18 protein-coding genes are annotated in these 18,980 nt (G+C 45.7%); 17 read left to right on the top strand and 1 reads right to left on the bottom strand.

Going from position 1 to position 18,980, the window contains the following annotated elements; translation table 11 throughout:
• The first annotated feature begins 27 nt into the window (after window positions 1-27).
• The 7 genes from T3H97_RS08345 to T3H97_RS08375 all read left to right on the top strand — a co-directional run bounded on the left by T3H97_RS08345 (window position 28) and on the right by T3H97_RS08375 (window position 6,372).
• Window positions 28-951, top strand: coding sequence for a phosphate ABC transporter substrate-binding protein PstS family protein (locus tag T3H97_RS08345; protein ID WP_103048102.1), 924 nt, complete (start codon window positions 28-30; stop codon window positions 949-951).
• Between the two features lie 106 nt (window positions 952-1,057).
• Entirely contained in the window at window positions 1,058-1,990 is a 933-nt protein-coding gene (gene pstC, locus T3H97_RS08350) for a phosphate ABC transporter permease subunit PstC (protein WP_013370343.1), read from the top strand.
• Window positions 1,990-2,886, top strand: a complete 897-nt coding sequence (gene pstA / locus T3H97_RS08355; protein WP_023987910.1) for a phosphate ABC transporter permease PstA — start codon at window positions 1,990-1,992, stop codon at window positions 2,884-2,886. Before pstC ends, pstA begins: the two co-directional genes overlap by 1 nt.
• A gap of 17 nt (window positions 2,887-2,903) precedes the next feature.
• Window positions 2,904-3,746: a phosphate ABC transporter ATP-binding protein PstB gene (gene pstB / locus T3H97_RS08360; RefSeq protein ID WP_250244360.1), complete on the top strand. Its 843-nt coding sequence runs from the start codon at window positions 2,904-2,906 to the stop codon at window positions 3,744-3,746.
• Between the two features lie 288 nt (window positions 3,747-4,034).
• Window positions 4,035-5,324, top strand: a complete 1,290-nt coding sequence (pelA, locus tag T3H97_RS08365) for a pectate lyase (protein ID WP_328802243.1) — start codon at window positions 4,035-4,037, stop codon at window positions 5,322-5,324.
• Window positions 5,325-5,458: 134 nt separating this feature from the next.
• Window positions 5,459-5,977: an acyl-CoA thioesterase gene (locus T3H97_RS08370; protein ID WP_250244364.1), complete on the top strand. Its 519-nt coding sequence runs from the start codon at window positions 5,459-5,461 to the stop codon at window positions 5,975-5,977.
• A complete protein-coding gene (locus T3H97_RS08375; protein WP_013309596.1) occupies window positions 5,974-6,372 on the top strand; it encodes an FxsA family protein in 399 nt (132 codons plus the stop codon). Before T3H97_RS08370 ends, T3H97_RS08375 begins: the two co-directional genes overlap by 4 nt.
• 29 nt (window positions 6,373-6,401) lie before the next feature.
• On the opposite strand, the gene ytvI is transcribed toward T3H97_RS08375, so the two are convergent.
• Window positions 6,402-7,520: a sporulation integral membrane protein YtvI gene (ytvI, locus tag T3H97_RS08380; RefSeq protein WP_328802244.1), complete on the bottom strand. Its 1,119-nt coding sequence runs from the start codon at window positions 7,518-7,520 to the stop codon at window positions 6,402-6,404.
• Between the two features lie 345 nt (window positions 7,521-7,865).
• Here ytvI and citZ point away from each other — a divergent pair, with 345 nt between their 5' ends.
• The 10 genes from citZ to phoU all read left to right on the top strand — a co-directional run bounded on the left by citZ (window position 7,866) and on the right by phoU (window position 18,849).
• Window positions 7,866-8,978: a citrate synthase gene (citZ, locus tag T3H97_RS08385; protein WP_328802245.1), complete on the top strand. Its 1,113-nt coding sequence runs from the start codon at window positions 7,866-7,868 to the stop codon at window positions 8,976-8,978.
• A 151-nt stretch (window positions 8,979-9,129) separates the two neighbouring features.
• Window positions 9,130-10,425: an NADP-dependent isocitrate dehydrogenase gene (icd, locus tag T3H97_RS08390; protein ID WP_029516624.1), complete on the top strand. Its 1,296-nt coding sequence runs from the start codon at window positions 9,130-9,132 to the stop codon at window positions 10,423-10,425.
• Between the two features lie 16 nt (window positions 10,426-10,441).
• A complete protein-coding gene (mdh, locus tag T3H97_RS08395; RefSeq protein WP_061828678.1) occupies window positions 10,442-11,383 on the top strand; it encodes a malate dehydrogenase in 942 nt (313 codons plus the stop codon).
• Window positions 11,384-11,697: 314 nt separating this feature from the next.
• A complete protein-coding gene (locus tag T3H97_RS08400) occupies window positions 11,698-12,114 on the top strand; it encodes a hypothetical protein (protein ID WP_134904278.1) in 417 nt (138 codons plus the stop codon).
• 215 nt (window positions 12,115-12,329) lie between these two features.
• Window positions 12,330-13,199 carry an SDR family oxidoreductase gene (locus T3H97_RS08405; protein ID WP_013309602.1) on the top strand — a complete coding sequence of 290 codons (870 nt, stop codon included), beginning with the start codon at window positions 12,330-12,332 and terminating at the stop codon, window positions 13,197-13,199.
• A 119-nt stretch (window positions 13,200-13,318) separates the two neighbouring features.
• Window positions 13,319-15,121 (top strand): two-component system histidine kinase PnpS, encoded by a 1,803-nt coding sequence (gene pnpS / locus T3H97_RS08410; protein ID WP_328802246.1) that lies wholly within the window; start codon window positions 13,319-13,321, stop codon window positions 15,119-15,121.
• A gap of 128 nt (window positions 15,122-15,249) precedes the next feature.
• Window positions 15,250-15,981 (top strand): response regulator transcription factor, encoded by a 732-nt coding sequence (locus T3H97_RS08415; protein ID WP_013309604.1) that lies wholly within the window; start codon window positions 15,250-15,252, stop codon window positions 15,979-15,981.
• A gap of 158 nt (window positions 15,982-16,139) precedes the next feature.
• Window positions 16,140-17,264 carry a methyl-accepting chemotaxis protein gene (locus T3H97_RS08420; protein ID WP_328802247.1) on the top strand — a complete coding sequence of 375 codons (1,125 nt, stop codon included), beginning with the start codon at window positions 16,140-16,142 and terminating at the stop codon, window positions 17,262-17,264.
• 127 nt (window positions 17,265-17,391) lie between these two features.
• Complete coding sequence (gene pstB, locus T3H97_RS08425) at window positions 17,392-18,150, top strand: phosphate ABC transporter ATP-binding protein PstB (protein ID WP_328802248.1); 759 nt, start codon at window positions 17,392-17,394, stop codon at window positions 18,148-18,150.
• Window positions 18,151-18,189: 39 nt separating this feature from the next.
• Window positions 18,190-18,849 (top strand): phosphate signaling complex protein PhoU, encoded by a 660-nt coding sequence (gene phoU / locus T3H97_RS08430; protein ID WP_328802249.1) that lies wholly within the window; start codon window positions 18,190-18,192, stop codon window positions 18,847-18,849.
• Window positions 18,850-18,980: the final 131 nt, after the last annotated feature.

Genomic DNA, 18,980 nt, shown 5'->3' on the forward strand with positions numbered 1-18,980 from the left:
ACTTAACTAAGGGGAGGACAATAAAAAATGTTGAAAAAATGGCCGTTCATTCTGATGACTCTCACCATGGTATTTGCACTTGCAGCTTGCGGATCAGGTAACAATGCTGCACCACAAGGAGAAGCTGCTACAGGAACAGACAATAAAGCAGCTGCTGAACTGACAGGAAACATTCTGGCTGTTGGCTCCACTGCACTTCAACCATTGGTAGAGCAAGCGGGACAAAAATTTATGGCTGTCGATAAATATAAAGGCATTGCAGTTCAAGTGCAGGGCGGCGGTAGCGGTACTGGCTTGACTCAGGTTTCCGGCGGACAAGCGGACATCGGTAACTCCGACGTGTTTGCAAAAGAAAAACTGGAGAGCGGCGCAGATGAGCTGGTCGATCACCAAGTAGCTGTTGTAGCCATGTCAGCGGTAGCAAATCCTAAAGTAGGTGTTACAGACCTGAAAAAAGATCAATTGGTACAAATCTTTACAGGTAAAATCACGAACTGGAAAGATGTTGGCGGTGCAGATCAAAAAATCGTTATTGTAAACCGTCCAAGCAGCTCCGGTACTCGTGCAACATTTGAAAAATACGCATTGGGACAAAAAACGGAAGATCTGCCGGGCTCCATTCAAGAAGATTCCTCCGGTACTGTGAAAAAGCTGATTGCTGAAACACCGGGTGCGATTGGTTATCTGGCTCTGTCCTACATCGACAACACAGTTACTACTTTGAAATACGATGGCGTTGAAGCTAACGTTGAAAATGTAGAACAAGGTAAATATCCAGTGTGGGCTTACGAGCATATGTACACTAAAGGTGAGCCAAAAGAGCATGTGAAAGCATTCCTGGACTACATTCTGTCAGATGAAATCCAAAAAACGGATGTCGTAGACTTGGGATACATTCCAGTAGCAGGTATGCAAGTGAAACGTGATGCTGACGGTAATATCACGAAATAAGGAGAGTCATACCTCCTGTTCGATGAACGCAGCTAACGCGAGTATATTCACGAAGAAGAGGCGGACTAGCGTCCGGCCTCTATTCTTCGGTTAAAGGAGTTACAGTATGGAACCAATTGAAGGGAAGGCATACATGGAACAGAATAAACGATCCCGAGTTATGAAAGAAAGACATTACTGGGAAGAATGGACCGGCCGCATATATACGTCGGTTTGTGTCGTTTTTTTAGTTGCAGTCATTGTCTCCATCGTATATTTTGTTGCCTCCAAAGGTGTAGCTACATTTGCGGTGAATGGAGTCAGTCTGCGAGAGTTTTTCTTTGGAACCAAATGGAGCCCGGATGGCGAGCCTAAGTCTTTCGGCGCGCTTCCGTTTATTACGGGTTCTTTTGCAGTAACCATACTGGCGGCTTTAATTGCCAGTCCGCTCAGCTTATGTGCGGCTTTATTTATGACGGAAATCGTGCCGAAATCGGGTAAACGTATCCTTCAACCCGCGATTGAATTATTATCCGGTATTCCGTCTGTTGTATATGGCTTTGTCGGCTTGACCGTGATCGTCCCGCTGCTGCGGAACGTGTTTGGAGGACAAGGCATCGGCATTCTGGCAGGCTGCCTAGTGTTGTCCGTCATGATTTTGCCGACGATTACGAGTATTATGGCGGATGCGTTGTCTTCCTTGCCGGGGGGGCTGCGTGAATCCTCTTATGCTTTGGGTGCTACCCGCTGGCAGACAATCGCCCGTGTCATTATTCCGACGCTGTTGCCTGCTCTTTTAACAGGAATTATTCTCGGTATGGCTCGTGCCTTCGGAGAAGCGTTGGCTGTACAGATGGTAATCGGGAATGCTCCGCACATACCGCATTCCTTGCTGGAATCCGCTTCGACCTTGACCAGCGTGATTACACTTAGCATGGGGAATACAGCGATGGGCTCCGTTCATAACAATGCTCTCTGGAGCATGGCGCTTGTTCTTCTGCTCATGACATTCATTTTCGTGCTGCTGGTAAGGCTGCTTGAAAGGAGAAACCGGGTTTGATGAAAGCTAAAACGACCGACAAGATCGCTACATTTGTAATCTGTTTCTTCGCCTTGTTCATTGTTGCTCTTTTGGTTGGATTACTGGGCTTCATCTTGGCCCGCGGAGTCAGTCATATTTCTTTTGACTTTCTAACCAGTGCTCCCCAAACATTACGTGCAGGCGGTGGTATTGGCCCACAACTATTTAATTCCGTATTTTTGTTAATCTTAACTTTGATTATCACCATTCCGATTGGCTGGGGCGCAGGTATTTACATGGCGCAATATGCAAAGCCGGGGAAAATTACGGACTTTATACGACTTGTCGTCGAAGTATTGTCCTCCTTCCCGTCTATCGTCATCGGATTGTTTGGACTACTACTTATCGTAAATACGTTTGATTTTGGCTTTTCCCTCTTATCAGGAGCCTTGGCTTTGGCCGTATTTAACCTGCCGCTGATGGTTCGCACAACTGAGCAGGCTTTCCGAGCTGTGCCGAAGGAGCAAAAGGAAGCTGGACTTGCACTTGGATTGTCCAAATGGAAAATCATCACCTCCATATTGCTACCAGCCGCACTGCCAAGCTTAATTACGGGTACCATTTTAGCCGCAGGCCGTATTTTCGGGGAAGCCGCCGCATTGCTGTTTACAGCAGGGATGAGTACGCCGCCGCTTGATTTTACCGATTGGAATCCATTGCATGCCAGATCGCCTATTAACCCGATGCGACCTGCTGAAACATTGGCTGTTCATATTTGGAAGGTCAACAGTGAGGGGATTGCTCCTGACTCCAAAGATATTGCTGCAGGCGCTTCTGCCGTACTGGTGCTGCTTGTGCTTGCATTCAACTTGAGTGCAAGATGGTTCGGAAGAGTTGTATACCGCCGTCTGACAGCTGCCAAACGTATGGATTAGAAAGGGGATGGAGAACAATGGAACATGTGATTACGCGAACGGCAAAAACCGCCGCACCAGCAACATCCGTTCAGTCTACGCGTTCGGAACAGCTTGCGGGGCAACCGCCGCATCCGTTCAGTACTGAGGATTTGAGTATTTATTATGGCAGCTTTGAGGCTGTGAAAAAAGTGAATCTGGCATTTCCCGAACAGACAGTGACTGCCCTGATCGGGCCTTCCGGCTGCGGTAAATCGACCTTTTTGCGCTCCCTTAATCGGATGAATGATGAGATTGCGTCTTCCTCTACAACGGGGCACATCTGGATGGATGGACAGGATTTGACGGCACCGGAAACGGACGTGATCAAGCTGCGTCAGCAAATTGGCATGGTGTGGCAACGTCCCAATCCTTTTTACAAATCCATTTACAATAATATCGCTTTCGGTCCCAAATACCGTGGGGTACGCAAGAAGAAACAACTTGATGAAATCGTTGAAAGCAGCCTGCGTAAAGCAGCATTATGGGATGAGGTCAAGGATCGCCTTCACGACTCGGCTCTGGCACTGTCTGGCGGGCAACAGCAGCGGCTTTGCATTGCACGTGCACTATCCGTTCAGCCGAAAATTCTATTGCTTGACGAGCCAGCCTCCGCACTAGACCCTGTGTCTACAGGCAAGGTAGAAGAGCTCATCAGCGAATTAAAAAAAGAACTGCGCATCGTTATTGTGACGCACAATATGCAGCAGGCTGCACGAATTTCCGATTATACTGCTTATTTTTATATCGGAAGTCTGGTTGAACATGGGAAAACGAACGATATTTTCACGAATCCTGAAAATGAGCTGACTCAGGAGTACATCATGGGTCGATTTGGTTAAGCGATGCTGCTCATCGACCTACTTTATATTAGCTCCACGTAAAATCCTCTTACTAATCCAGCATTAGTAAGAGGATTTTTATTGTTCGCAACGTTTTGTAACTTTTTTAATCTATTAATAAATTAAAATATATTGATCATTTGGGTATATTTTCATATAATACAACTAACTATTTATCATACATAAATAGTGGTTTAGTTCCCCTCGCTATCAAAAAGAATCTTCAGCAAGAATATATAGGGTTAAACTGAACGCAATTACCCAACTCAAAATAAAGGAGAGGTTCAAATGAAGAAGAAGATGTGTTCAACCGTAAATATGATAGCGCTTTCAAGTTTGGCGATTACAGTAACGTCAGGACTCCTAAGTCCCTCATGGGCTGCGGCACAGGAGATGGTGCCTGCTACATATGATTCAGGACTTGAATCGGCGACTGCTTCTTATGAACTTACCACAGATTCAGCTGTGGGACCGGACGTTTATGGTGGCGATGTAAATTCAGGTGTTTTGGATCGTGAGCAATTATTTGGGCTGTCGGCTGTGGCGAAGCCAACCGCTGTTGTGAATACAGACAGCCTCCTGAACAAAATGCGCGACTTTAGCAAGTTTTCTACGGGGAATATATCCAAGGATACTACGCTTGCCTTAAATATTGTATCCTGGCAATTGCCACATGGCGGATTCTTCAAAGCTATGGAAAAGAATTATAAATCCAAATGGGATGGCAAAACTGCACGCTCCACATGGAAAAGCAAGGATGGTGTTGAGCTCGGAACGTTTGATAACGAGGCCACGACAACCGAGATTCGTTTTTTAGCGGATGTATACAAAAAAACCAAAAATAAAGATATTAAGAACAGTGTACAAAAAGCAGTCGACTTCGTACTAACCTCTCAATATTCCTCAGGTGGCTGGCCTCAAGTATACCCTAAACGTGGTAATTATTCCGATGCCGTAACTTATAATGATGATGCGATGGTCAGAGTTATGGTTTTGGCTGACGATATTGTGAACAAGAAGCAGCCGTTTGATAGCGATATTCTGGATAACTCTTACCGCTCCAGACTTCAGCAAGCACTAAACAAAGGTATCCAGTACACAATTAAGTCCCAAATTGTAAATAATGGTACACCGACAATCTGGGGTGCACAGCATGATCCCGCCACTTATGCATCGGTTGAGGCTCGGGCATTTGAGCTACCTTCCAAAACAACTACAGAATCAGTAGGCATTACTGCTTTTCTCATGTCCCAGCCGCAAACCGCTGAAGTGAAAAAAGCGGCTCAGAGTGCTTTGAAATGGTTTGACGCGAACCGAATCGACGGTATCAAATACAATCGTCAAGGTCCGGAGTTTTTCCAAAAGGACGCATCGAGCGTAATGTGGTATCGGTTCTATAATGTGGAAGACAACAAGTATTTCTTTTCAGATAGGGATGGCAAAAAGTATACCGACATCATGAAAATTAGTGAGGAAAGACGACTTGGTTACGCCTGGGCGGGAAGTCAGGCTAAGAGCTTGCTTAAGCTGGCTTCGGATAGCGGATATTATAAACTGTCCAAACCGTTGCCACAATAATAAAGGCATTATTATATATGATTGGCGAGGGCGGACCGTTCGGTCTGCCCTCTTTTTGTTCCCGGGCTGTAAATATGGTTTAATGGAGAGAGGGTAAAATAGAGATAAAGATGCACAAAGATAGGAGAGCTTGTATGACTCAAGAGGAGAAACAAACGGAATTACGCTGGTATGGCGCACCGCTACGCGTCCGTTATCAGGAAAGCGACCAGATGGGGGTCGTATATCATGCAAATTATTTGAACTGGTTTGAGATCGGGCGCACCGAAATGATCCGACAGGCGGGTTTTAACTATCGGAGTATGGAGGAACGAGGAGTCTTGCTGCCAGTTATTGAAATCAATGCGAAATATGCGAGTCCTGCTCGATATGATGATTTAATTACCGTTTATACCGCAATTACGGACTTCTCCAGACTACGTCTAAACTATATCTATGAGGTTCGACGGGTAACGGAAGATGAGCATCAAAGGTATCTGGGAAAGGTATGGACTCAGGCAGACACGCTGCCGGGAGAGCTGCTTGTCACAGGGATGACACGGCACGTATGGTTGAACACCGAATGGAAGCCTGTTCGACTGGATCAGGCGCTACCTGAGCTGTACACTGCGTTAAGGTCTGCTTTTACAGGCGGGGAGGAACAGAAGTCATGATGATGCGTAAACGTCTGTGGCTGTTGCTGCTGCTCATTCCTTTGGCGGAGCTGTACGGGTTTATATGGGTAAGTCACTGGATTGGAGCGGGTAAAACGATTTTACTCATCATTCTGACGACCCTAATCGGGGCTGCCATGATGCAATTTGAAGGTCGTAAGGTGATTGCCGATGCGAAAAATGAAATGAACCGGGGACAAATGCCCGGCCGTAAAATGCTGGATGGATTATGTGTCTTTTTCGGTGGGAGCTTGCTGCTTATCCCCGGATTTTTAACAGATATTATTGGCTTTACGTTGGTGTTCCCTTTAACACGAGCGTTGTACCGACGTTTTTTATTGAAGTGGCTGGAGAAAAAAATGAAAAACGGCAGTATTACGTTTCGGCGGTTTTGACGTAAACTGCCGTTTTTCCTATCCATGATCTAGTGGACTCTTCCAGCGAGAATATAGTTGCGCAAGTCCTGAATGACATTCGCGCGATTGAGTGCATCAACGACAATGAGGGATACAGGTCCGATAATCAGTCCTAAAACGCCAAACAGCTTGAGCCCGATGAACATACCGATGAGGGTGGGAAGCGGGTTCAAGCCCACGCTGCTGGCCAGCACCTTAGGTTCTACGATCTGTCGTCCAACCAATAGGATGATATAAAGGATCGACAATCCTACCCCTAGTGCCAAATTACCAGACATATACGCATACAGTATCCACGGGATCATCACAATGCCAACCCCCAAATAAGGTAGCAAGTCCACCAGCCCGATCATCAAACCGATGGTAAAGGCGGATTCCACACGCAATATGAACAGCCCAACAATGACCGTTAATGCCGTAATGGAGATGATAATAAACTGTGCACGCAAATAGCCGTACAGTGCTTTACGCAGATCGTGCCATATATCCGACAATGGTTTGCGAATCGTATCAGGAATCGTATTTGAGAGCATCCGACTATGTCGGTCCCAGTCCTTACTAATAAAAAAGGCTGCTAATACAATAACCATTAAGACTGCTCCCATATTAGGCAGAGAGGTCAGCAAGTTCAAAACTCCATTGAAAAATTGAGCGACTAGCGTAGTAACAGCTGAACTGACGGTTTGGGTTGTTTTATCAATATTGCTGTTAATGGTGTGTTGGTAATCCGGATTATCCCGGATAAAATGGTTAATTTCAATAATTACATTTTGAATCAAATCGCTTTGTGTCCAATCGATAAACAGACTTTTAAAACGCTCAATATGTCCGTCGAAAGTCATGGCCAACTTTATAACTTCTCGGACCATGCGGGTGATTGCCGCAGATAGGATAATTGCAATTCCACCTAAATATACAAATAATGAGACCGTGACAGCCGTCCAACGCGGCATACGGGCTTTGTTACGCAGAAAACCAACTAGTGGATTCATGGCATAAGCCACAAGCCAGGCGAATAGGAAAGGATAGATGAGAGGGAAAAGCGCATATATGCCCAGTAACAGAGCTACAATCACGATTGCTACCCATAGAGCACGAAATATGCGATTCAGGATTAACCGGCTCAAGCTTTCACGGCTCCTTTCTTTTACGATAGTTTTTCATAAAATAAATGCTCTATTATACATATGCGGGAAAGGGGGGAGACAAGACCTGTGTAAAAAAGTGCAAATGAATCAATATTTTTTGTAAGGGGTTTCAAAAATTTATTTATGGAAGCGATAAAACATTTGAATGTGTTGGAATAGCCCTCAATGTTCACATAAACGACAAAATCCAGTATAGTGAAAGAAGGTTTAAATATTGACATATGGCGTTAACATTACTCAGCTATTTAAAAGACTTATCTTACTTTTGAAAATGTTTACATTGCAAGTCCGTTCACAATGTTTTTACAAAGGAGAGATGTAACGATGACAGCGACTAAAGGTCTGGAAGGGATCGTAGCAACCACTTCCTCCATAAGCTCTATCGTAGATGGCGTTCTCACGTACCGGGGTTATAACATTGATGATTTGGCTGTTAACGCCGATTTTGAAGAGGTAGCTTATTTGTTGTGGTTTGGAAAATTACCTGATAAAGAGCAATTGCAGGAGCTTCGCAACCAGTTAAGCGAATACGCTGCTATTCCGGAGGAAATTGTTACTCAATTAAAGTTATACCCGAAAAATTTGAGCACGATGGCTGCCTTGAGGTCAGCCGTATCGTCTCTCGCTTTGTATGACCCAGAGGCGGATGATATGTCGAGAGAGTCTAATGTGACCAAAACCGTCAAGCTTCAGGCGCAATTGCCTACCATTGTGGCAGCTATAGCACGTATACGCGAGGGCTTGGAGCCGATTGCGCCTAAAAAAGGTATTTCCATCGCTGAAAACTTTTTGTATCAGCTGACTGGCAAGGATCCAGAGGAGACGGCTATTAAAGCGTTCAATCAGGCTCTCGTGTTGCACGCCGATCATGAATTAAATGCTTCTACCTTTGCTGCGCGTGTAACGGTAGCCACATTGTCGGATATTTATTCCGGAATCACGTCTGCAATTGGAGCTTTAAAAGGACCACTGCATGGTGGGGCCAATGAGGCTGTGGCCAAAACGCTGGAGGAGATTGGTGGCTTGGATCAGGTGGACTCCTATATTCAGGCGAAACTGGATAACCGCGAAAAAATTATGGGCTTTGGACACCGAGTCTATAAAAACGGTGATCCGCGTGCCAAACACTTGCACAAAATGTCCCGCGAGCTGGGGGAAATGAACGGCGACACAACGTTGTTTGATATGTCAGTTCGAATTGAGGGAATTGTAACAGGGCAAAAAGGCTTGAAGCCCAATGTGGATTTTTATTCTGCCTCTGTGTATACCCAGCTGGGTATCAAGAGAGACCTGTTTACACCTATTTTTGCTGTGAGTCGTGTATCTGGGTGGACTGCACACATTTTAGAGCAGTATGAAAATAACCGCCTGATTCGTCCTCGCGCCGAATATACAGGTCCATTGGATCAAAAATACGTATCACCAGAGTTGCGTTAACCCTTTGTCGAAGGAAGATTGAGGTTGTATACCCTGAATTTAAAAAATAAGGTACAATAGAGGGGACGACGAGAGATGTACGTTTTTGTCTGTGATAAAGATCATGTCTTTCGTCCTGTACCCATTCATATCTGAGGAGGAAAAGGAACTTATGGCGAAATTCGAAAAGTTTGAGCTCCCAACTGAAGGCGAAAAAATTACGATTGATAACGGTCAACTACAGGTTCCGAACCATCCGGTAATTCCGTTTATCGAAGGTGACGGCACGGGTCGCGATATCTGGAAAGCTTCCAAGCGCGTACTGGACGCAGCTGTAGAAAAAGCATATAACGGCAGCAAAAAGATTGCCTGGTATGAAGTATTCGCTGGTGAGAAAGCTTTCAATACATACGGCGAATGGCTCCCTAACGATACTTTGGAAGCCATCCGTGAGTATATTGTAGCCATCAAAGGTCCACTTACGACACCTATTGGTGGTGGTATCCGTTCGTTGAATGTGGCATTGCGTCAGGAACTGGATTTGTACGTATGTCTGCGTCCTGTTCGTTATTTTAACGGTGTTCCTTCTCCAGTGAAACGTCCTGAATTGGTAGACATGGTTATTTTCCGTGAGAACACAGAAGATATTTACGCGGGGATCGAGTATGCTGAAGGGTCCGAAGACGTGAAAAAGGTTATTCAGTTCCTTCAACAAGAGCTGGGTGTGAACAAAATTCGTTTTCCTGAAACCTCTGGTATTGGCATTAAGCCAGTTTCTTCCGAGGGTTCAAAGCGTCTGGTGCGGGCTGCCATTCAGTATGCTGTTGACCACGGACGCAAAAGTGTAACGCTCGTACACAAAGGTAACATTATGAAATTTACCGAGGGTGCCTTCAAAAACTGGGGTTATGAAGTGGCTGAGGAAGAATTTGCAGATAAAGTATTTACTTGGGCCCAATATGATGTAATCAAGGAAAAAGACGGTGAGGATGCGGCGAATGCAGCTCAAAAAGCAGCTGAAGATGCAGGCAAAATCATTATCAAGGATGCAATTGCTGATATTGCACTTCAGCAAGTACTGACTCGTCCTTCTGAATTTGATGTGATTGCTACGCTCAACCTGAACGGGGACTATCTGTCAGATGCTCTTGCTGCCCAAGTTGGTGGAATTGGTATTGCACCAGGTGCAAACATTAACTATGTAACAGGGCATGCTATCTTTGAAGCTACACATGGCACAGCTCCAAAATACGCTGACAAAGACGTAGTAAACCCTGGTTCCGTAATTCTGTCGGGCGTAATGTTGCTTGAACACTTGGGTTGGAAAGAAGCAGCTGACCTGATTTACAAAGGGCTGGAGACGTCCATTAATAAGAAGATTGTAACTTATGACTTTGCTCGTCTGATGGATGGTGCTACACAAGTGAAATGCTCCGAGTTCGCAGATACCATTATTAGTAACCTGTAAGGAAGGGGAATACCACTTGTCCATTCAACGTAAAAAAATATCCATTGTTGGCGCCGGTTTTACCGGTGCCACTACCGCATTGCTGCTGGCTCAAAAGGAGCTAGGTGATATCGTACTGATCGATATTCCGCAACTAGAGAATCCGACCAAAGGCAAGGCGCTTGATATTTTGGAGGCCGGTCCGGTACAGGGATTTGACAGCCAGATCACGGGCACTTCCAGTTACGAGGATGCAGCTAACTCGGATATCGTCATTATTACAGCCGGGATTGCACGCAAGCCGGGTATGAGCCGTGATGATTTGGTAAATACGAACGCAGGAATTGTAAAATCTGTTTGTGAGAACGTGAAGAAGTATGCGCCGGATTCTATCGTCATTATTCTGAGTAATCCGGTAGATGCTATGACCTATACTGCCTATCAAACGCTTGGGTTCCCGAAAAATCGGGTTATTGGCCAATCAGGTGTGCTGGATACAGCGCGATATTGTACCTTTATTGCACAAGAACTGAACGTTTCCGTCGAAGACGTACGCGGCTTCGTTATGGGGGGGCATGGTGATGATATGGTGCCCCTGGTACGCTATTCCAGCGTTGGAGGTATACCGATCGAAACCCTGATTTCGCAGGAACGTATCGAAGCGATCGTACAACGGACACGCGGTGGTGGCGGTGAGATCGTTAACCTGTTGGGTAATGGTAGCGCATATTATGCACCGGCAGCTTCGCTTGCACAGATGACAGAAGCGATTGTAAAAGATAAAAAACGGATTATCCCGGTCATTGCCTATCTGGAGGGAGAGTACGGCTATCAGGATTTGTTCCTTGGCGTACCGACACTTCTTGGCGGTAATGGTATCGAAAAAGTGTTCGAGTTGGAATTGACAGCCGAAGAAAAAGCAGCGCTCGATCAATCCGCCGAATCGGTCCGCAGTGTGATTAAAATAGTTACCGTATAGATTCAATTTTCTACTAACGGTACTTTTACTTGAAGAGGTGTTCCCAAGCCATAGTCATGGCCACCGGACACCTCTTTTACTTTTAAACGGAATATAAGGAATCTATTCGCTTTCTTCCTTATTCCTTTGCTTTGATTCATTTCCCCAGTATAATAGAGTTCATATGCATTGACAGTTACATGAGAAATTTTGCAAAATCCTGACATAGAAAAACATGTCCCAAAACACTGTAAAGATGGTAGTCATTCGTTGGACTATGATCGTTCTATGGAAAAAGAGTTTGTGAGAAAACAAAGAAATGGAGGTTGTAAAAAATGTTTTTTATTCACATTATTGGATCACTGGCGATGGGTTTTTATTTATTGCTCCCCTTCGTTGTGGGCAAAATCGACAAATTGGCTCCTAGCGTGCAGGAGGGAACGATATCGGCTGTTCAGCTTTTGAACCGTTTAGCTCAATTTGCACTGATCCTAGTGCTTGTTAGCGGTATCTATATGATTTTTGCCTGGAATTCTTATTCGGTAGCATGGATCGTTGTCGTTTTGCTGTTGTTTCTCGCCATTTCTGGTATCGCGGGAGCCATGGGTAAGCCGTTACGGCTGTCGCTGGAAGCGATTCGTAGCCAACAGCCTATTACGCAATACGCTGGCAAAATGCGAATGTTCAGTACGCTGCTTGCCGTCTTCCTGATATTAATTACGTTTTTAATGGTATACAGCCATATTATTTAATTATGTATTTGGTGAGAGCCTATAATCGAATGATGACAAATGCTAAATTGAAAAAACGGTCTATGCTGAAATAAGCATAGGCCGTTTTTTGTGCACTCAAATAACTACATTTATCTTTTTTCGTTTAACGAATAACTTTGTGTGGTAAATCAGGAGTAGAGTGGATGCAAATGTTGCATCCTAAAAAATATCTGATTTTGAAGGGAGAATGTACAATGCCTAAAAGTAATCAACCTCAGCAAACTTTGCCCCCGCAGCATCAGGACCAGCAACCGGGGATTGAGTCCAAAATGTCGCCTGCACCCCAATTTGAAAAACCAACTTACAAAGCCGCTGGCAAGCTAACAGGTAAAGTTGCACTTATTACTGGTGGGGACAGTGGAATTGGACGGGCTGTAGCTGTCACGTATGCCAAAGAAGGTGCGGACGTAGCTATCATCTACTTGAATGAGCATAAGGATGCGGAAGAAACAAAACGTCAGGTAGAGCAGGAGGGACGCAAATGCGTATTGATTCCTGGCGATATCGGAGATGACCAATTTGCCAAAAAAGCGGTTCAACAGACGGTTAACGAGTTGGGTAAGCTCGACATTGTCGTGAACAATGCGGCAGAGCAACATCCACAACAAAAGCTGGAGGATATCACCAAAGAACAGTTGGAGCGCACGTTCCGTACGAATATTTTCGGTATGTTCTTCCTGACGCAAGCAGCATTGCCGCATTTGAAGAAAGGGAGCACAATCGTCAATACAACATCGATTACCGCGTACGCTGGGAACAAGACACTCATTGATTATTCATCGACCAAAGGGGCAATCACATCCTTTACTCGTTCCCTTTCACTTAATTTGGCCGATCAAGGTATCCGGGTGAACGCTGTAGCACCAGGGCCGATCTGGACACCGTTAATCCCGTCTACATTTGATGCTAAGACGGTCAGCGAGTTTGGAGGAGCACAGCCTATGAAGCGTCCGGGTCAGCCGGAAGAATTGGCGCCGGCCTATGTGTACCTTGCTTCAGACGATTCTTCATATGTAAGCGGGCAGGTTATTCATATCAATGGCGGTGAAGTTATAAACGGATAAGAGGACAAGGGAAAGGCTGGGGCTGTGTTATACCCTAGCCTTTTTTATTTTCACAGTGGAACATAATGAAAGTAGCCTGTAGAATGAGACTTAACTTACATAAAGGATGGGCATATTTTATGAAATCGTTTCGTTTCAGGCTTACCCTGATCATGCTGATTTTGATTGGCGTATCTGTCCTTGCTGCTGGAATCACGATGGGACAAATTTTTAAAAATTCGAATATGAAAGTGCTAGAGGAGAACATGGGACGGGAGATCGACCTACTTCGAGCTACATTCCCTTTTGTTAATGCAGATGCCCTGTCCAGCACGGATTATGTCTCCTATTATTCTCAAAAGGCGAAGGAAATTGCTCGTCTGACGGAATCGCGGGTGACTTTCATTCGCAAGGACGGGACGGTGGTTGGCGATTCGTTAAGCGATCCGCGTAAGATGGAAAACCACGCATCTCGTGAAGAAATTCAGCAAGCCTCAACAGAGGGAATCGGACGCACGATTCGTTACAGTGAAACCTTGCAGCGGAACATGCTATACGTTGCAGAGCCGGTTGTATCGGACAAGGGCTTTGACGGATATATCCGTTTGTCCATGAGTCTGAAAGCGGTGGAGGAGGGGGTTCAGCGCGGCTGGACGGCTATCGGGATTGGTCTAGTGTTGCTGTTTATTGCTGCTGGACTGGTGAGCTATCGTATTGCTCGCAGTCTCACCTCGCCCATTGAACATATTACAGGGGTAGCCAACCGTATATCAGGACTGGATTATGACGCAAGAGTTGGTGTGCAGCGCCGGGATGAGGTAGGGCAGCTGGGTGAAGCCATTAATCGTATGGCTGATAGTCTCCAAAACCAAATGAAAACGATACGTGACAATGAGGATCTTCTCCAGAGCGTCATGAGTAATATGACAGGTGGGATTCTAATGATTGATGCAAGTGAGTGTATTGCGCTTGTAAACCGTGAGTCTGAGCGAATGCTTGGTGTCGTGGGTAAACGGGTGACAGACAAGCCGTATCATGAGCTGAAGAAGCACTATGAGCTCACAAAGCTAATTGAGGGCAGCATACAAAGCCGAGAAAGGCTGCATGGTGAGGTTCATTTGTACAATCCCGAGGAGAGACTCGTTTTGCTGGACGGTGTTCCGATGTATGAGGATGAAGGCGGATACCGGGGGATGCTGTTCCTCTTACAGGATATTACGGCTATTCGACGGTTGGAAAATATGCGGAGCGAATTTGTGGCTAACGTTTCTCATGAGCTAAAAACACCGATTGCCGCGGTCAAGGGCTTTGCCGAGACGTTACTCGGTGGCGGGGTTAAAGATGAGGAGACGGCCCGTTCATTTTTGCAAATTATATATGATGAAAGCGAACGATTGAATCGACTGATCGGTGATATTCTGGAGCTATCCAAAATTGAATCCAAGCGTTCTCCGCTGGATTGTTCGCCAGTACACGTTTCGTCGTTCATAGAATCATTGCTGGAAAAACTGAACAATGTAGCTGCCAAAAAAAGAATTACGCTGCATATGGATATCCCGGATGAGCTGTTTATGGAGGCAGATGAAGATAAGCTTCAGCAGATTTTCCTGAACCTTTTGTCTAATGGCATCAACTATACACTTGATGGTGGCAAGGTAAAGATTAAGGTTTTAACGGTACAGCGGGAGAATGACACGGAAAAGGTCGTATTTACAGTCAGTGATACAGGTATTGGAATTCCAAAGAAGGACCTGCCACGTATCTTTGAACGCTTTTACCGGGTGGATAAAGGACGCTCGCGCAACTCTGGCGGAACGGGACTGGGATTGTCGATCGTCAAACACTTGGTCGATTTGCATCATGGCACCCTTTCGGTGGAAAGTGAGCTTGGATTGGGTACCACATTTACAGTTGAATTACCGCTATTGCAACAGGAAGAATGAACTATAACCTTTTTTACATTCTGTTAACAATGCCGTGATAAAATAAACGGGTGTCGCATGAGTATGGAAAAGGTTTCAGGATTTTGACCAATGCGCCTTTAACAGGTAAACAGGAGATGAAGTTATTTATGGGACAACGCTTGCTGGTTATTGAGGATGAACCAACGCTTGCCAGATTGCTATCCTACAATTTGATACAAGAAGGCTTCGAAGTGGACACGGAGGATCATGGCAGTGCAGGGTTTGAGAAAGCCTCCAGAGAGTCCTACGATTTGATCCTGCTGGATTTGATGTTGCCGGGAATGAACGGACTGGACATTCTGAGCAGACTTCGCCATCAGGGGCTGACAACGCCGATCATTATTTTAACCGCCAAAAACGGCGAAGCCGAGGTTGTCCAAGGGCTGAAGTCGGGTGCGGATGATTACATCACGAAGCCTTTTGGCGTTTCTGAGCTGTTGGCCCGTGTAACGGCTGTGCTGCGAAGAACTTCCGGCGGGGATGAAGGAGTGCTGTCTGATCAGAAAGATAGCTCCAAAATTCAATTGGGCGAGCTGGAGATTTACCCTGAAAAATATGAAGTCATTCTTGGAGGTCAGTCCATCAGCCTCAGACCAAAGGAATTTGAAGTGCTTCTTTATTTGTCCCGCAAGCCGGGTGTGGTCCTGACCCGGGATGATCTGATGAATGCTGTTTGGGGTTTTGACTATATTGGCGGTCAACGGACCGTGGATGTGCACGTCAGTTCCTTACGTAAAAAGCTGGAGCTTGATCCCGACTCGGTTCATATCGATTCGATCCGTGGAGTGGGGTACAAGCTGGTTGTAAATAAAAAAAGAAGCGCTTCTCATTTGTTATAAATGAGGAGCGTTTTTCTTTGTCCAGGTGGTGTGGGAAGACTTTTGTGTCCATTTCGTGATTTTACATTTCATTAACAAAAATAGGCGCTAGAATCAATAAATGACCGATATGATGTTCCCGTCACTCCAAGTAGTTAAAAAAAGGGGACTTCAGAACGATGATAACGGAACCAAAGACCCAGCCGAGTTCCACTGCCGTGATTGAACGTGAAGCATGCAAGCCGATTACTAACTATGTGCCATGCCGGGAGGTTCCGATCATTGGTACGGATATGTCTTGTAAACAACTGTTAGCCCTTATGAAAACACAGGAAGATATACCTTGTGTCATTGTTGTGGATAAAAATGATCTTCCATTGGGCATTATTATGAGAGATGCGTACAATCGCCATTTTACGGGCAGATTTGCTGCGGCGTTGTTCTATGACAAGCCTGCGGCCATATTTGCCGACCCCGATACATTAATTGTGGATCTGAAAAGCCGGGCATCGGACATTGTGGAATTGGCGATGCTGCGCGAAGATCAGCGTTTTTACGATTGTGTGTTGATAAAGGAAGGAACACGGTTACTCGGCGTACTTACGATTCGTGATATCCTGTCCGTCGTGCAGCGAATGCAAAGAGAAGCAGATGAAGAGCGGGGCGATGTGATTCGGCATAGCTATGACGGAGTCCAGCGTATTCAGCTCACTGTGCTGGATGCAGCTAAAGAGGCCGATGACAGTGTGCAGCTAACCCGCTCAATGAGTGAATTATCCCGCCGTGGCAAAGTAGAACTGGAGGATGTTTTGCTCTCCTATCGTGCAGTCACGGAGCAAATGAAGCGCCAGCATGAGCAGATGACGGCGTTGACTCAATCGCTGAATGACATTGCGGGCATGGCCTCTTCCATTCGTGCATTGGCAGATCACAGCGGACTGCTCGCGATCAACGCGTCCATTGAAGCGGCACATGCTGGCGAACACGGACGAGGCTTCCAGATTGTGTCTCAGGAGGTGCGGAATATGTCACTCCAGACGAAAGCCTTTTCCACACAGATTACAGGCTTACTCACCCATATCGAGCAAATGCTGCGTGACACCGCTGAACTGACGGATACGAGTATGCAGCAGATTCATGCAGGCTCTCAATATATATCTGCCGGAACACAAACTTTTGCCAAACTACTGCAGGCTGTCAATGAAATAGAAGCCAAAAACAGCGAAATGTCCCGTTCCGCAGAGGAAGCGGCTTTGAATGCAGCCGAAATTGCGCAGGAGCTTGAGCTCATGCTAAGTTCTTGATCATTTTACATACCGTTAACAAATCCACCACACTAAGTTTACACACAGCTTATATAATCTTCATATTGTGCAAATCAGGTGCAATGCTTGAGGATCATAACTGCAACACGAAGGAGATCATAAATCCATGAATGATTCCGTAATTCGGATCGATAAGCTGAATTTATATTATGAGAAATTTCACGCGCTGAAACATATAAACCTCGATATTCCTGAAAAAACGGTAACTGCCTTTATCGGCCCGTCTGGCTGCGGCAAATCAACCCTGCTGCGTACGCTGAACCGGATGAATGACATGATACCAGGTACGCGTATTGAAGGCACCGTGAGTATCGCAGGCCAGGATATATACGGCGATGCTATGGAAGTAGAAACTCTGCGTAAGCAGGTGGGAATGGTTTTTCAACAGCCTAACCCATTTCCCAAATCGATTTATGATAACGTGGCCTACGGCCCGCGTCTGCATGGAATTCGGCAAAAGGACAAGTTGGACGAATTGGTCGAGCAAAGCCTGCGGCAAGCGGCACTCTGGGAAGAGGTCAAGGACTTTCTGAAGCGTTCTGCTCTGAGCTTGTCCGGTGGACAACAGCAACGGTTGTGCATTGCCCGGGCGCTTGCTGTACAGCCAGATATTTTGCTTATGGACGAGGCGACATCTGCGCTGGATCCAATCTCCACGATGAAAATTGAAGAACTGGTTCAGGAATTGCGAGACACGTATACCATTGTCATGGTGACGCATAACATGCATCAGGCAGCGCGTGTGTCCGGTCGAACTGCGTTCTTTTTGAATGGTGTTGTGGTGGAAGCGGCGGACACACAGACGATGTTTTCCACGCCGCAAGATTCACGTACGGAAGATTATATTTCAGGGCGATTTGGCTAAAGCCTACCAGATAAATATGCCAGAAGGGGTGACTTCGAAATGATACGTAGAAGAGGTTTTGATGAAGGGTTAGATGAACTGAGAGCCGTACTGCGCGAAATGGGTGCACACGTTTCGAAGGCGCTCGATCAGGCCATTGAATGTTTGCAGACCAAAAATACAGAATTGGCTCAGCAGGTGGTCAAAAATGATGCATCCCTCAATACGCTGGAAGAGAGTATTCTCGATATGGGTTCCAAGCTCATTATTACCCAACAGCCGGTAGCGAAGGATTTGCGCCGGATCATTGTTGCATTTAAAATTTCCAGTGATCTGGAACGAATGGGCGATTTGGCGCTTGATATTGCCAAGGTGACACTTCGCTTGGAAGGGCAGCAGATCATTAAGCCGCTGGTGGATATTCCGCACATGGCTTCCATTGTTAAAGAAATGATAGATGATGCGATCAAATCCTATTTGGATGAAAATACAGATCTGGCCTACAAAATGGCCAAAGAGGATGATCGTGTGGATTCCATGTATAGCCACATGATCAGCGATCTGTACGCCTTTATGGTAGAAAAGCCGGCAGAGGCTTCACAAGCCATGCTGCAACTACTTGTAGGACGATACATTGAACGAATTGGTGACCATGCTACGAATATCGGTGAAAGCACTGTATATCTCGTGACAGGGGAGAGACCAGATTTGAACCAGTAGAGCTTTCAGGTATATAGCGGTTGTTTCTGACCCAGACTTGTCTTTGAGCAAAAGGCAAATTTGGTTAAGAAGCAGCCGTTTTTTTCTGAAAAAGGAGTCTTGTATGTTAAGATAGGAAGAGGAATGCGTAA

The organism is Paenibacillus sp. LX16, from assembly GCF_036252815.1.
GTDB lineage: Bacteria > Bacillota > Bacilli > Paenibacillales > Paenibacillaceae > Paenibacillus > Paenibacillus polymyxa_B.